The sequence below is a fragment of the Desulfobacter curvatus DSM 3379 genome, from assembly GCF_000373985.1.
Taxonomy (GTDB): Bacteria; Desulfobacterota; Desulfobacteria; order Desulfobacterales; family Desulfobacteraceae; genus Desulfobacter; species Desulfobacter curvatus.
Genome location: NZ_KB893082.1, coordinates 1 through 14,257, shown reverse-complemented (window position 1 = coordinate 14,257; position 14,257 = coordinate 1). Strand labels below are relative to the sequence as shown.

The 14,257-nt window shown below is 47.4% G+C and carries 13 protein-coding genes; 11 read left to right on the top strand and 2 right to left on the bottom strand.

Translation table 11 applies throughout. The features are described 5' to 3' along the window. Positions 1-8: 8 nt before the first annotated feature. From B147_RS0119125 to B147_RS0119075, 11 genes are all read left to right on the top strand, one after another. Positions 9-1,475, top strand: a complete 1,467-nt coding sequence (locus B147_RS0119125; RefSeq protein WP_020588817.1) for an APC family permease — start codon at positions 9-11, stop codon at positions 1,473-1,475. Positions 1,476-1,585: 110 nt separating this feature from the next. After that, positions 1,586-1,915: a P-II family nitrogen regulator gene (locus B147_RS0119120; RefSeq protein WP_020588816.1), complete on the top strand. Its 330-nt coding sequence runs from the start codon at positions 1,586-1,588 to the stop codon at positions 1,913-1,915. Continuing rightward, positions 1,912-2,466 carry a DUF3156 family protein gene (locus B147_RS0119115; RefSeq protein ID WP_020588815.1) on the top strand — a complete coding sequence of 185 codons (555 nt, stop codon included), beginning with the start codon at positions 1,912-1,914 and terminating at the stop codon, positions 2,464-2,466. The genes B147_RS0119120 and B147_RS0119115 overlap by 4 nt, the downstream gene beginning before the upstream one ends. Before the next feature lie 196 nt (positions 2,467-2,662). Further along, complete coding sequence (locus B147_RS0119110) at positions 2,663-3,997, top strand: glutamine synthetase family protein (protein ID WP_020588814.1); 1,335 nt, start codon at positions 2,663-2,665, stop codon at positions 3,995-3,997. Positions 3,998-4,057: 60 nt separating this feature from the next. Then, positions 4,058-4,957 carry a class II glutamine amidotransferase domain-containing protein gene (locus B147_RS0119105; RefSeq protein ID WP_020588813.1) on the top strand — a complete coding sequence of 300 codons (900 nt, stop codon included), beginning with the start codon at positions 4,058-4,060 and terminating at the stop codon, positions 4,955-4,957. Next, positions 4,945-5,646 (top strand): GltB/FmdC/FwdC-like GXGXG domain-containing protein, encoded by a 702-nt coding sequence (locus B147_RS0119100; RefSeq protein WP_020588812.1) that lies wholly within the window; start codon positions 4,945-4,947, stop codon positions 5,644-5,646. The genes B147_RS0119105 and B147_RS0119100 overlap by 13 nt, the downstream gene beginning before the upstream one ends. Then, positions 5,643-6,953 carry an FMN-binding glutamate synthase family protein gene (locus tag B147_RS0119095; RefSeq protein WP_020588811.1) on the top strand — a complete coding sequence of 437 codons (1,311 nt, stop codon included), beginning with the start codon at positions 5,643-5,645 and terminating at the stop codon, positions 6,951-6,953. The genes B147_RS0119100 and B147_RS0119095 overlap by 4 nt, the downstream gene beginning before the upstream one ends. A gap of 111 nt (positions 6,954-7,064) precedes the next feature. Next, positions 7,065-7,370, top strand: a complete 306-nt coding sequence (locus tag B147_RS0119090) for a (2Fe-2S)-binding protein (RefSeq protein ID WP_020588810.1) — start codon at positions 7,065-7,067, stop codon at positions 7,368-7,370. Further along, positions 7,363-8,760 (top strand): FAD/NAD(P)-dependent oxidoreductase, encoded by a 1,398-nt coding sequence (locus B147_RS0119085; RefSeq protein WP_020588809.1) that lies wholly within the window; start codon positions 7,363-7,365, stop codon positions 8,758-8,760. The genes B147_RS0119090 and B147_RS0119085 overlap by 8 nt, the downstream gene beginning before the upstream one ends. Continuing rightward, positions 8,757-9,887, top strand: coding sequence for an NAD(P)/FAD-dependent oxidoreductase (locus B147_RS0119080; RefSeq protein WP_020588808.1), 1,131 nt, complete (start codon positions 8,757-8,759; stop codon positions 9,885-9,887). Before B147_RS0119085 ends, B147_RS0119080 begins: the two co-directional genes overlap by 4 nt. Before the next feature lie 35 nt (positions 9,888-9,922). Further along, the gene (locus B147_RS0119075) at positions 9,923-13,051 is read left to right on the top strand and encodes an NAD-glutamate dehydrogenase domain-containing protein (RefSeq protein WP_020588807.1); all 3,129 of its coding nucleotides are present in this window, start codon (positions 9,923-9,925) and stop codon (positions 13,049-13,051) included. 214 nt (positions 13,052-13,265) lie between these two features. On the opposite strand, the gene B147_RS0119070 is transcribed toward B147_RS0119075, so the two are convergent. Both B147_RS0119070 and B147_RS0119065 read right to left on the bottom strand, forming a co-directional pair. Continuing rightward, positions 13,266-13,880 carry a hypothetical protein gene (locus B147_RS0119070; RefSeq protein ID WP_020588806.1) on the bottom strand — a complete coding sequence of 205 codons (615 nt, stop codon included), beginning with the start codon at positions 13,878-13,880 and terminating at the stop codon, positions 13,266-13,268. Positions 13,881-13,922: 42 nt separating this feature from the next. Next, positions 13,923-14,252: an ISAs1 family transposase gene (locus tag B147_RS0119065; RefSeq protein WP_425387036.1), complete on the bottom strand. Its 330-nt coding sequence runs from the start codon at positions 14,250-14,252 to the stop codon at positions 13,923-13,925. Positions 14,253-14,257 lie beyond the last annotated feature (5 nt).

Genomic DNA, 14,257 nt, shown 5'->3' with positions numbered 1-14,257 from the left:
GGTTTGTAATGACAAAGAATGTACAGCTCAAGAAAACGCTTGGGTTTTGGTCGTGTTTTTCTGTGGCAGTAGGACTGGTGGTTGCAGCAAGCACTTTGGTTTCACTAGGGCAAGGAATGGGTTTAGCAGGAGGCGGTTTTGTTATTGCCATGGTTTCTGCTTGGTTTTTGCAGCTTTTTTCTGCACAAAGTTTCGCGGAACTGGCCTGTATGATGCCGCATGTCGGTGGCATTCGTTCGTACACTAAGGTTACCTTGGGTGCTTTGCCGGCAATGGCGGCTGTTTTTCTCGGTTATGTCATTCCAATGCTTCTGGCAATTCCAGCGGAAATGGCTGTTGCCGGAGATGTTATCACCGAGACCTTTATCCCCGGCATTCCTCCGGTGGTTTGGGGTGGAATTATGCTCTGTATCCTCACTATCACAAACGTTATCGGTGTCGATATCTTTGCCAAACTGCAAATCTTTTTTACAATGTCCATGATGGGCTCAATGACTATTCTTGGCTTCATAGGCTTGACAGGTATTGGAGCGCTTCCTGCCCCCGAGATCCCCCAGGGCCCTTTTAATCCCTTGGGGGTTGGCGTGTTTGGCATGACAGCCCTGGCCATCTGGCTGTACATCGGCATCGAATATGTAACGCCTATGGCCCAAGAGACAAAAAAACCTGAAAAAAATATTCCCCGAGCAATGTTTTACGGACTCATTGCAATTTTTGCGGTCAATCTTATTTATGGCTTTGCTTCCCTGAAGTATGTACCGGCAGAGCAACTTGCAAGTTCAAACCATCCCCATGTTGATATGGCTCTTGCAGTTTTAGGGCGTCCTGGCATGATCTGGATTGCAATTGTTTCAATTTTAGCCAGTGCAAGCACTCTGAACACCGTCATAAGTGTGGTGCCAAGAATGCTTTACGGAATGGCGATAAGTAATGAATTGCCTGGTTTTTTTCGAATTATCCATCCCCGTTTTCGTACGCCATGGATTGGCACATTGGTTTTCGCAGGTGCGATAGGAGCCTTTTTTTTCGGTGGAATCCATGAGGCCCCCAATATTATTATCTACATCCTATCTGCCTGCTGTTCTTGGTTGTTCACGTACATCGTCGCCCATATTAATGTGATCATTCTGCGTATTCGTTGCCCTCATACCCGAAGACCCTATAAAACACCCTTGTATCCAATCCCTCAAGTTATTGGTTCTCTGGGCATCGTATACGCCGTCATTCATGTTGCTCCGGTTCCGGAAATGGAAAGTGATATTTTTACAATCGTGGGCTTGATGTTTATCCTGACCATCGCATATGCCTTTTTCTGGTTACATTTTGTAATAAAGGAGCCTTTATTCAAGCCGCTTTCTATGAAAGATGCGCAGGAAGAGTGGGGGCTTGTTGAAAAACAACAGTTCAAAGACGGCATCCCTGCCACTTTTGCCATAAACCCAATTGTAACTCAGCCCGTGGTGGAACAGGCATAAAAAGTAACACATATACTCATGCACGCTTTTACATGCTGAAAGCTTGTTTTCACAGATCAAAACAGAAGACAGCTTGTTGAATACCGTATCAATTACTATAGGAGAGAAATATGTATCTCATTCAATCAATCATTAGACCTGAAAAAATGCTTCACGTAACCGAAGCGCTTTCCGCCATTGGTGTTCAGGCGCTCACCAAATTTCCTGTCATTGGCCGCGGCAAGCAGTGTGGCCTTAAGGTAGGTAATATTAATTATAAAGATCTGCCTAAAGAAATGATTTTTACCATGGTAGATGCCTCGCAAAAAGATGCCGTTGTCAAGGCTATCATAGATGCTGCACGCACAGAAGACGGCAACCATGGTGACGGTCGTGTTTTTGTTCTCCCTGTAGCAGAGGCTTACACAATACGTTCCGGTCAACAGGATATTGAAGCATGAAAAGCAATTCAAAACTGTTGGATAGAGCCGGCAACGCTATTCTATCAACATCCCGATATTTTATTCCGCTCTGGGGTGACATTGAGATGACAGATTCCGGAGAGGTAGAATTCACAGAGCTTCCTCAATCAATAACCGGGTTGCGGATAACCTTCACCAAAAAACAACAGTGGCTTGGCGGAACGGTATTGATTCATTTTTATTTGCAAAAAGAAATAACTATAAATGATGTCTTTTCAGTGCATTACAGCAATACTCGCTTTGTTTGCAAATTCAAAACGAGTTATGGAGCGTTACTTACTCAAATGCTAAACACCGATAAATCACTTCGTGCAGACTTGCGTAAACTGGATCTGACGGATTTGGTTATAACGACTGCCGAGGGAAAGCTGAATATAAAATTAACCCCGTATGGTGGCGGTTTAGCTTTCCTGTCTTTCCCCCCAGTAAAATATGCAGTTGCATTTCCACCCGAACAAGCACCTGTAACGGCACGAGTAATGGAGCGGCTTAGTGGTATTATCGAACTTGCACATCAGACATGGAATTAGTTGATCCATTCAAAATATTTCATAATATGAAAAAAAGTTGAATAATATGAAACTACATGTTAAGTATAGCACATAAATGTAAGATATTTTTTAACAAAGTTGTTGTGTTTTGGGTGGACTGTGTATGGATTGACTGACACTCAAAACAATATCACTGCCGACAACGGCTCTCATTAAGAAAGAAAAGGGAATAAACATGGACAAACAGACAATAAAAAAAATAATTAAAGAAAAAGATATCCATACTATCCGAGTCGAGTTTCCGGATTTGCATGGTGTTTCTAGAAATAAATCGCTACCTGCCAATAGAATTGACGAAATTATTGAAGAAGGCATAACCAGCTCCCAGGTCGTCTTTGCCGTTATGCTCAACAACGATATTTCTGAGGACTCAGGTGTCGCTGATGAAGTGAGCTATAGCGACATGAAAATCATACCTGACCTAAACACTTTTACCATTGTTCCCTATCTTGACGGAACTGCACGCATGATAGGAGATATCTATGTAAAAGATGAGCCGTTTGCGCAATCGCCGCGTTGGTTGCTAAAGCGTGTGATCAAGCAATATAATGAGCTTGGCCTATGTCCTATTGCTGCAAGTGAACTTGAGTTTTACATCTACCGACAAGGCGAGAATGGTTTAGAACCCTACGCCGACAGCGAAGGTACATTGTATACGACCTCTCCGCGAACCGATCCTCTTGGAATCATGTCAAAATTACAATCCTATCTTTTAGAGATGGGTTTTGACGTCCTCTATTACAATAATGAGTATTTTGCCGGCCAGTATGAATTTAACTGGAAACACAGCGAAGCCCTTGTTCAAGCGGACCAGAGTTTTACTTTTAAAAATGTTTGTAAGGAACTGGGCTATATGCATGATCTACATTTTACCTTTATGGGAAGACCGAGTAACGAAGCAGGCGGATCAGGGTTCCATATCCACTTCTCCCTTGACGATCTGAAAACTGGAGTAAACTGTTTTGAAGACACCACTGACAAATATGGAATGAGTGCGTTAATGCGCCACTTTATTGCTGGACAAATCCGTCATGCTGAAGGAATGACCGCCTTTCTGGCCCCCACCACCAATTCGTATAAGAGATTCATGCGGGATGCCTTTGCCCCTTACTTCATAGGTTGGGGGTTAGATAACCGCACGACCTATATCCGTGTTCCGGATGAACGGGGCAAGGCCACTCGTGTGGAGTTGCGTGCTGCCTGTGCATCAGCCAACCCCTATCTTGCCCTTGCGACAGCACTGATTTCCGGACTTGATGGCATTAAGAAAAAACTTGATCCTGGTGAACCATTTCTTGGGGATTTGTATCGGGAAAATGAAGGTCATTATAAAAATGTGCCACTATCCCTGTACCGTTCATTGAAAAATCTGGAAAAAGATGAAGTGCTGAACGATGCGATTGGATCTCCACTGATCAACAACTTTTTATCAATGAAAACGGCTGAAGTGGAAGCATACAGGACAAATGTGACAGACTGGGAAGTTGATTATTATTCCTACCACATGTAGGCGAATGACGGCAAATTCAATAGAACATAAATACTAATATATTCCATAAAAGGAGACATCATGTGCGGTATTGCCGGGATAATCTCCAGAGGATCTGACGCTCTGGCCAGTGATCTCTTAGACATGCTTTACTGCGTCCGCCATCGGGGAATGGACGCCACCGGGGTAGCTGTATACGAAGAGCCCAATGGTTTGGTTCAGCTTCGAGCCACCATGGTCAATGCCTCGTATTTGGACAAACTTGAGTCCATCATTAAACAATATGCCACCATTGAACACAGTGACAGTTACCAGGGCAAAGGAATTTTCACTTTTTATAATGCTTCGCTGATTATCAAGGATACAGATATACTAACTCTTCACCAAGCCATTAATAATGAACCGGCCCTTTGTGTCCACTCCATTGGTGACAGCCTTCGCGTCTTTAAGGATCAGGGGACTTCCAAAAATTTAAGGACTTGCCACACTATCAGAAATCGAAAAAGTACCCACGGCATAGGCCATGTACGCTTGGCTACGGAAAGTGCTGAGAATATCAACGCGGCTCACCCTTTTGTATCGCCATTGGCACCGCAAATGTCTCTGGTACATAACGGCCAATTCACCAATTACTTCAATATGCGCCGGTTTCTGGAGCGCAAAGGGATTCGCTTCAAGACCCGGAACGATTCAGAAATGGCGGCGCAATATATCGGCTGGCTCATTGGCGACCAGGGCTATTCCCTGGAAGAAGCTCTGCATTTAGCCCTGGAAAATCTTGACGGCATTTTTACTCTCCTGGTTAGTACGCCGACCCGGATCGGGGTGGTGAAAGATCGTCTGGCCATTAAGCCGCTCCTCATTCTTGAGCGTGACGATATCACTCTATTCGGTTCCGAACAGATTAGCTTCACGCCCATCTTTGAGGATGCCTTTGCCCATGAAATGGAACCAGGGGAGGTAAAAGTATGGTCAATATAAACAGCAGAAACCTAAGCAGTAAGGAACTTAATAACATCATAAAAAAAAAACTCGGTGTCAATGCAGACATTGTCATCGAACATCCCGCGTCCATGCATAACCTGGGTACGGCACTTATTGGAAAAGGATCTATTACAGTTAAAGGCTCTACCGGTTTTTACACTGGCGGTTTTCTGGAAGGTCCGTCACTCATCATTGAGGGTAATACCGGTTGGTATACCGGAGACAATATGTGTTCAGGCGAAATCATCATCAAGCAGAATGCCGGATCCAACGCAGGGCCATCCATGATCGGCGGCAATTTGGTGATATATGGCTCAACCGGCAGTCGGGCCGGCGTTGGTTTGAAGGGCGGAAACCTTATTATCTGTGGAGATTGCGGCCGCTGGACCGGACAGATGACTCTGGGAGGACGCATTGTGGTACTTGGCAAAATCGGTCTCGGATTTGGTGAATCCATGTACCGAGGTTTACTCCACACCAGAGATCCGGAAGCGGAAAGCAAATTGGGCGGAAATGTAGAATTTCATAAAATTAGCCATGAAGAAGCTGAGAGCCTGGCGGCTCTGTTGGAACAGTATGAGATTGATGCCGACGCGGCTAAATTCAAGTCCGTCCGCCCTATGACCTCCGGCCGACACACTTATACCCTCTTTAAACCTACACATAAAAAAAGCCTTGAGTCATGAATGATGCGATAAGTACAGATACTAAGGAAAAAGTCATACGTGTAAAGGATATTCCCCATTCACTCTGGACCCCGGAAGTTATTTCGGAGATTAAATACAAGGCCGAATATGCCAAACACCGTATTCGTGGCTGTGGCACCCCCCGCAAGTTTCCAACCTTTGACGACTTGCTGGTGCTCCCATCACAACTTACCAGGATGGCGATTGATACCTACCGGGAACCCTGCGATACTAAAACGGTTCTTGGCGGACGTTTTTGCAGCGAACCGCTGGTGATTGAAACACCGATCATGATCTCCGGCATGAGTTATGGTGCCCTTTCCAAGGAAGCCAAAATCGCACTTGCTAAAGCAACCCAGATTGTCGGCACCTCCATCAACAATGGTGAAGGCGGATTGCTGCCGGAAGAACAGGCCAACTCCTATAAACAGGTGATCCAAATACTGCCTAGCCGCTTTGGTTTTTCCCTGCGGTCCATTGAGGCAGCCGATGCCCTGGAAATTATGGTTGGAATCGGTGCCAAGCCGGGACTTTCCGGTCACCTCATGGGAAGCAAAATAAGCAAGGAAGTGGCCGAATTCAGGCAGCTGCCTGAAGGAATTGATTTGCACAGTCATATCCGTCATGGAGATATTTTTGGTGCCGATGACATGGTGATCAAAATTAAACAACTACGCGAAGTGACAGACAACCGCATTCCCATCTTTATTAAGATTGCCGCCGGCCGCGTGGCAGATGATGTCAAGATTGCCGCCAAGGCCGGAGCCGATGGCGTGGTCATCGACGGGGCCCAGGCCGGTACCGGCGCAGCCCCTGTTGTTGCCGCCAACAATCTTGGTATCCCCACCCTCCCAGCACTGGTGCAGGCAGTCCGTGCGCTGGAAGATATTAATGTCAAGGATGAGATGAGCATCATCGTATCAGGAGGAATTAAGGATGGGGCCGACGTCGCCAAAGCCATCGCCATCGGTGCAAATGCCGTAGCCCTTGGCCAAAGCGTTATGATTGCCATGGGGTGTGTGGCCTGCATGAATTGTCAGTCCGGCAAATGTGGTTTTGGGATCGGTACCCAGGATCCGGAAATGCGCAAACGGTTGGATATAGATAAGGCTGCAGAACGTGTAGCTAATTATATAACCGGTATGACCAACGAAGCAGTATTAATTGCCAAAGCTGCAGGGAAAACCAAACTGCGTAACATGGAGAGGGAAGATTTGCGTTCCTTGACATTGGAAAGCTGTGCAATGACAGGTATTCCGCTGGTAGGCAGCAACCATGTTTTTGGCGAGCAATTCGGCTTTTACTAATAAAAAGGATAACAGAATCACACATCATCCCATTCTCGGCGAATATCAGGAGGGAAAAAATCAGCCTGTCCAGCTGAACTGGGGCTTTTTGTTTACTGTCAGGAGTTTTAGATGTTTAAAAGATTGCATGATAACAGACCCGGAGTGGATCGGGTGACGATTACCTTCGAAGGCGAATCGTTGGAAGTTCCGGCAACTGAAACCGTTATAGCGGCTGTTATGGCGGCTGGGGCCGGGTATAACCGGACTTCGCCTATCAGCGGGGCACACCGTGCACCCTACTGTCTTATGGGCGTCTGCCATGAGTGCCTCATGGAGATTGACGGCGTCCCAAATCAGCAGGCCTGCAAGATCCAAGTGCGCGACGGGATGGTGGTTAAGCGACAGTACGTCACAAAGGAGCCGGCCAATGAATAAGTGCTACGACATGGTTATTGTTGGTGCCGGCCCCGGCGGTCTTGCTGCGGCAATCACTGCCGACAAACTGGGTCTTTCAACTTTGGTGGTGGATGAGCAACCCGAACCCGGTGGGCAGCTCTATCGTTCAATCGAGCGCAGCCTTCCTGAAAATGCTGATACGCTTGGCAAGGACTATCTTGCCGGCAAGCAACTGGTCGAGTCATTTCGTGCATCCGGTATCACCTACCTGCCGAATAACAGTGTCTGGAATATCGATAACGCGCTAAATGTTGACCTGATATCCGCAGGCATACCCCGGCGGGTGCGCGGCCGCAGGCTTCTGTTCAGCGTCGGGGCAAAAGAGCGGCCGGTGCCGATTCCCAATTGGACGCTTCCCGGGGTGATGGGCGCCGCAGCGGCGGATATCCTGTTCAAGTCAGCAGATATGGTACCCGAAGGTCCGGTTGTCCTGGCGGGCAGCGGGCCGCTGTTGTTACTGGTTGCCTGCCACCTGGTTGATAACGGTGTTAAAATTTCTGCGATGGTGGAAACGGCCGGCTTAAAGGATTACTTCAAGGCAATGGCCTACCTGCCTGGGGCATTATGCCAAAGCCGTTACCTTCTTAAAGGGTTGCAGATGAGACTGAAGCTGAAACGCGCAGGCGTGCCGCTTTACACAGGTTGTCGCGACCTGGCCGTACTTGGTAAGAATCAGGCGGAAGGATTGGCATTTACCTGCCGTGGCAAACTACTGAAAATGGCTGCAGCAAAGGTTCTGCTGCATGAAGGGGTGGTGCCGAACCTGCGTTTTAGCCGATTGCTCAATTGCGAACACGAATGGTACGACCCGCAGCGTTATTGGCGGCCGGCGCTTGACCGCTGGGGTCGAACGAGCGTGCCCGGCGTTTCGGTGGCTGGAGATGCCGGTGGCATCAATGGAGGGGCAGCCGCACAAATTGCCGGCCATATCGCTGCCATTGATACCGCCTGCAGCCTGGAGGTGTTCACCGAGACAGAGCGCGATCGTCTGGCTCAGCCGTACCTGAAAAACGCACATCGGGAAAAGCTGATTCGCCCCTTCATCGACCACGTCTTTCCACCGAGCCGGCAGGCACTGGTCCCGCCCGACGATGAGACGATTGTCTGTCGCTGTGAAGAGTTGACCGCGGGTCGGATCCGTGACGCGATCGCTAAAGGGGCACGCCATCCAGCCCAGGTTAAAGGGAGGACGCGTGCCGGGATGGGCCCCTGTCAGGGAAGAATGTGCGGCGCAACAATTGCCGAAATTATCGCAGAGCGTTATTCGCTTGATATTACACAGGTTGGCACACTTCGGGTCAGACCGCCACTCCAACCCTTGAGTATTGAACAATTGGCAAATCCGGCGTTGGGAGAAAAAAACGAATGAAGGCAAATGCAGATGTGATCATCATAGGGGGCGGTATTATAGGCTGTTCGACCGCCTACTATTTAGCTAAAAAAGGGAAAACGGTCATTGTTCTGGAAAAAGGGAATAAAATCGGATATGGCGGCTCCGGCCGAAACGGTGGTGGGGTTCGACAATCAGGCAGGGACAAAAGAGAACTGCCTCTGGCAATGTATGGTGTGAAGAATCTCTGGCCGCATCTATCCGAAGAACTGGGGACCGATGTCGAATATTACCAGCGGGGGAATCTTCGGCTGGGTAAAACTGATGAACATCTTAAAATCCTGCAGGGGCTCACCGATGTTGCGGTTTCCCTGGGCCTTGATGTGAAGATGATAAGCGGTGAAGACGTTAGAGAAATTTGTCCGCACCTGTCTGATGAAGTGATCGGGGCCAGCTGGTGTCAAAGTGATGGTCATGCAAATCCGTTGCTGACAACGTTAGCATTTTATAGCAAAGCGAATATGTTTGGCGTACATTTCTTTTTTGAACAAAGTGTGTTGGCGATAAAAAAGGTTGCCGGCCGGGCGAGAAAGGTCATCACCACCAGCGGGGAGTTTGAAGCAGAAAAAATTGTCCTGGCTGCCGGTTATGAAAGCCAAGCGATCGCAAAAACCGTCGGCATAACAGTGCCTATGAAGAAACTTGCACTGGATACCCTGATCACCGATGCACAACCACCCATGTTTTATCAAATGCTTGGCACAGCTATGGCTGATTTTTACGGCCATCAAACGGCCCATGGCTCTTTTATTTTCGGTGCGGGTACTCCCCTGGATTCCAGCACTGTTAAAAGTGTGGTAGACCATCCGCCGGCCAGTGCCACGGCAGCAACATGCAAAGGGATAATAGGTTTCATACCCGCTTTGAAACACGCAAAAGTGGTTCGCAGCTGGGTCGGCTTTATTGATTGGTGCGAGGATAAAGTCCCAGTACTCGACCATGTCCAAGAGGTTCCCGGTTTGATTCTGGCTTTTGGATTCTCCGGCCACGGTTTCGGCATTGCGCCTTGCGTGGGCACTGTTCTGTCGGAAATGGCCTGCGACGAAACCCCTTCTATCGATATCAGTGAACTCAATTATGGCCGGTTTAGCGTGAACCATATTTAAACAAAAGTGACTGATCTCAATTCCAAGGAGATCCCATGAAAGCCCCGAGCACCAGTACAGTTTCAGCAGGTACTTATATTATAAGTCAGGCCAAGCGAGTGAATCTTAACTCCAGTCTTTTGTATCAAGCGGTCATTGATCTATCCTCACAAGGTTTGATTACTGCCGACTGTATTAACCGGGCTGCGGGTATCCTGCTTTATGATCTTGCCCTGCCCTCCTATTTTTTTGAAACCATTACCAAGGATTTTTTAACAAACATTCTTTCATCCATTGCCAAAAGTCTTCGGGTTAAAGGCGATTCTGTTGATCTGTTTCCCTGGGTGGCAGACATTGATTTCGGCTTTGTTAAAAACTGCCAGACCCAGCGGGTGCGCATTGCCACAGCCGAAACTCGACAGGCCATGGAAAGTATGCTGGACAGTCAGTTGGTTGGCCACCGCAGGGAATACTATTACAATTCGAAAAAAGAGTACTACACTTATGTATTCCGATCAGAAAGCGTGCTGGATATACCTATAGAAAAGCTGTCGGGTTCGCGGTTTCTTTTTGACCTAGACCGGGAATATCATCAGACCCCCCGGTTAGTACGCAACCGGTACGAAATGTTTTTAAAAACAGTGGAAAAACAGGTTACTCCAGTGATTGACGTGTCCCCCCTGGCCGACATTGGTGAAACCCGATTTATGTTTAACTCTGATTTTGAAAAACCCCAGATGGCAGTGCTGCGCAGGCTGTTTGCCGACCATGGTTTAACCATCACCAGGGCATATTGGGAACCCTACCACACCAAAGCATGCGTACCCTCTTCCATTTGTTCCGTCTATGTTACTGGTGATCTGTCCGGCACCCTGGAAAAGCTGATTATTGATGACCTACGGGCATTTTTGAGTTTTAGAATTTCAGAAATTGTACAGCTGTACGTGAATGGCAGCTTAAGTTTCAGACAGATGCTTTTTGCCGGGAATGCTGTGGATTTTACCCATATGTTCATTTATAAGGAACGGGGCAACGGCAGCGATAAAGAGATCATGGACTGCCTGGAAAGTGCCGATCATAAGGCCGCCTTTGCATCCCGGATCCACGAATCCAACAAGTTCACCTATGTGTCCAGAAAAATAATGGAAACCGCCTGCACCCATCCTGACTTGATTAAGTTCCTGTTTAAACTGTTTGATGACAGGTTTAATCCGGTAGGCCTTTGTGATTGTAACGAGGATAAACTGAACAGGACCTGGGGTGGGTTTGAGAAAATATTGGCCGTAAGGTTCATGAATGATCCCATGGGGCAGGATATTTTTACTTTTATGTTCAAATTTATCTGCGCTACTTTAAAGACTAATTTTTATAAATCGGAGAAGCGCTCCTTCGCTTTCAGGATGGACAACAGAATCCTAGATCCCCTGGTATTTGAGCAATTTGTATTCGGCATCTTCTATGTCAATGGCCACTATGCAAGCGGCACCCACCTTCGAGCCGACGACATTGCCAGGGGCGGACTTCGCATGATCCGGGTAACACCGGCTAACCATGCTATGGAACTGGATAATGCTGTGCTGCTCAACTATGCTTTAGGGCCAAAGGCCCAGCGCCTGAAGCACAAGGATATCTGCGAAAGCGGATCTAAGGGTGTGGTAGTGCCCCATCCTTTGTATGCCACCTACGGCATGCAAGCCCTGTATGATTATACCGACGGGATTATGGATCTTATGTTGCCTGATCCCAACGTGGTGGATTTATATAAAAAACCTGAAATGATCTTCTTTGGTCCGGATGAAGGTACTGCACCTTTGATGGACAAGGTGGCCCTGCGGGCAAAGGAGCGGGGATACGAACACTGGCGCACTATTACCACGGGCAAAAGCTTTGGCATTCCGCACGATACCTACGGCTTCCTGGATAATGGTGATACGTTCGGGTTGCTGGCCCATGACGAAAATTCAACGGAACTTGCCATTAACGGGGAAACCGAAATTATTGCATCTGACATGGATGAAATTTGGAAATGTATCGGTAACAGGATCATGGTCAGCGGAATGACCACAACCTCGGTCATGGCGGCGTTTCGCACCATGATCCGGCACTACGGAGCCAAAGAAGAGGATTTGAATCTGATGATGACCGGCGGCCCGGACGGCGACTTGGGCGCCAATGAGATTCAGTGCTACAGTGGAAGAATTTGCCTGGTGATTGATGGTGGGGCCATTTTGTTTGATCCGGATGGCCTGGACAGGCAGAGTTTGACAAAAATCGCATTCATGCGCCACACTACCCCCCGGGTGAACTCTTTGGGATTCCCTGCGGAAAAACTGGGACCCAAGGGCTTTATGGTTCCCCTGAAGGGAAAAAATATTATCCTTCCTGACGGTACTCTCGTGCCGGATGGGGCCGTGTTTCACAAAAATTTTCTCACAGACCCGGCCAACCGCAAATATCTAGAACAAGCAAATATCCAGGCGTTCATCCCCTGCGGAGGGTTCAAGGATACCATTAACCGGGGGAATGTCCGGGCCTTTACCGACAACTTTGCCGAATTAAAATACATCGTGGAAGGGGCAAATGTTTTTTTTGACGATGCAGCCAGGCGGTTTATTGCCTCATCCACCGGCATCAAGCAGATCAAAGACAGTTCCGCCAATAAGGGAGGGGTGTTTTCATCTGCTGTGGCCGAGGTACTCACCGCCTTTTTACTGGAAGATGATTATGAAGAATGTCTCCTGGATCATGTGGATACCCGCTGGGATTTAATCCGGGATATCATGGAGCTTGTGGCCACTTATGCCGAGGCTGAAACGTCCATGCTCATTCGCATTCATGAATCGGATGTAAGCGTGCCTTTGTTTGTGTTGTCCCAAAGGACCAGCGAACAAATTTTTGCTTTCCAGGCCGTGGTAGCTGACCACATTAGTGAGGTTGTTGCCAATAGGGATTTTTTGTGGGAGATACTTAAAGCCTATATCCCCAAGGTGCTGTCGGAAAGTATGGGGAAAGAGGCGATTTTGAAGATTATGAACACAGACAAGCTTAAATCTTATCGGAATGCAATAATTACCAAAAAAATTGCTTCCACAGCCTTCTATAGGCATGGTTCAAATTGGGACGTATATGTTCAAACGGCGGTTGGCGATTTTGTCTGTGCCATGGCTGATTTTTTGAATCAATAAACAAGATCGTGTTGCTTTTCCGCTATATCCGTAAGGCCTTTTTTGTTTTCCACAAAAATTTTGTGTCCTTATAAGCTGTGTCAAAACCATCACAGGGCATAACAAGTTGATCTGTGGTTTCCGTTTATCTTTCCTATTCACTCGATAATCCAGTTTTTCGTTAAATCGCACAACCATAGGAGGCTAAATTCCATGATTGGCGTTTCTTACCCTTTCAAGGGCGTTGAAATATCGTCGGGTTTTCGGTTCCACCTCGGGCGATTTTTCTGTTATATTCTGAGGCGTTAAAATTCAGACCCACAAGAATGGTTTCCAGGGACCAGCCCTTGGGGTGTGGTGCCATGGCAGGCAGAACCTTTACCCAGGAATTGGGCAGATGCCCTTTCCGGGAATAAAGCAGATAATTTTTATTTGAAACGGGATACACGGCCTTTCCTTTTAAAAGGAGGGGAAGATCTGCGGGAACCGTTTTGAAAAACGCCCCTTTCCTGGTAAATTCATCATAGTTTCCTTCACTGTTTTTCACGTAAAGATGCCCGGTTCTTATATCAATATAACGCTTATCACATACCCGGTCTGCGGCAGTTCCTGCAGTTCTGCCCTTGGCGCAACCCCGGAAATATTCCAATGTCGCTTTATTGGCGTCCTCAAGTTCCATGGATCTCCCTTTTGTTTTAAGGACAGACTGCAACTGAATTTTCCGGGTTGTTAAAAAATCGAGCACGACCTTATCGGCCTGATAGTCAGCAAGCATGCCGTATTGCTTTTCAACGGATGCCCGGGCCAAATAGTATTGGGTCAGCTCATCTATGATCCAGGGCCAACGCAAGTAAATATCCCGAAGAGCCTATAGTTTCGATATTGGCAACTGTCATCCAAACACCACCTCTTTTAGATAATCCGGATCCATTGCTGCATTCAACCGCTTGGATTTGACACTGCCTTTAAAATTTTTATGCTCTCTGAGCAGGTTCAAGGCTATATGGCGAATTGCTGCAAAGTTTTCCGGCCCAAACCCTTTCCTGATCCTGCTTTCNTCTTCCCGAAAGGCTATGTCCAAAACCCAGTGAACCGAATTTTCAATACCCCAATGTTTTCTGATAGCCTCTCCAAATGTCTGAGAATTACATTCAAGACTGGATATATAATAGCGTTTCTCATGACTAACCTCACCGTTGATATTTCTTGTGCTCTCAACCATCCCCA

What these genes read in the sequence shown, in the direction of transcription:
- B147_RS0119125 (WP_020588817.1), top strand. Translation starts at nt 9, where the DNA reads ATGACAAAGAATGTACAGCTCAAGAAAACGCTTGGGTTTTGGTCGTGT.
- B147_RS0119120 (WP_020588816.1), top strand. Translation starts at nt 1,586, where the DNA reads ATGTATCTCATTCAATCAATCATTAGACCTGAAAAAATGCTTCACGTA.
- B147_RS0119115 (WP_020588815.1), top strand. Translation starts at nt 1,912, where the DNA reads ATGAAAAGCAATTCAAAACTGTTGGATAGAGCCGGCAACGCTATTCTA.
- B147_RS0119110 (WP_020588814.1), top strand. Translation starts at nt 2,663, where the DNA reads ATGGACAAACAGACAATAAAAAAAATAATTAAAGAAAAAGATATCCAT.
- B147_RS0119105 (WP_020588813.1), top strand. Translation starts at nt 4,058, where the DNA reads ATGTGCGGTATTGCCGGGATAATCTCCAGAGGATCTGACGCTCTGGCC.
- B147_RS0119100 (WP_020588812.1), top strand. Translation starts at nt 4,945, where the DNA reads ATGGTCAATATAAACAGCAGAAACCTAAGCAGTAAGGAACTTAATAAC.
- B147_RS0119095 (WP_020588811.1), top strand. Translation starts at nt 5,643, where the DNA reads ATGAATGATGCGATAAGTACAGATACTAAGGAAAAAGTCATACGTGTA.
- B147_RS0119090 (WP_020588810.1), top strand. Translation starts at nt 7,065, where the DNA reads ATGTTTAAAAGATTGCATGATAACAGACCCGGAGTGGATCGGGTGACG.
- B147_RS0119085 (WP_020588809.1), top strand. Translation starts at nt 7,363, where the DNA reads ATGAATAAGTGCTACGACATGGTTATTGTTGGTGCCGGCCCCGGCGGT.
- B147_RS0119080 (WP_020588808.1), top strand. Translation starts at nt 8,757, where the DNA reads ATGAAGGCAAATGCAGATGTGATCATCATAGGGGGCGGTATTATAGGC.
- B147_RS0119075 (WP_020588807.1), top strand. Translation starts at nt 9,923, where the DNA reads ATGAAAGCCCCGAGCACCAGTACAGTTTCAGCAGGTACTTATATTATA.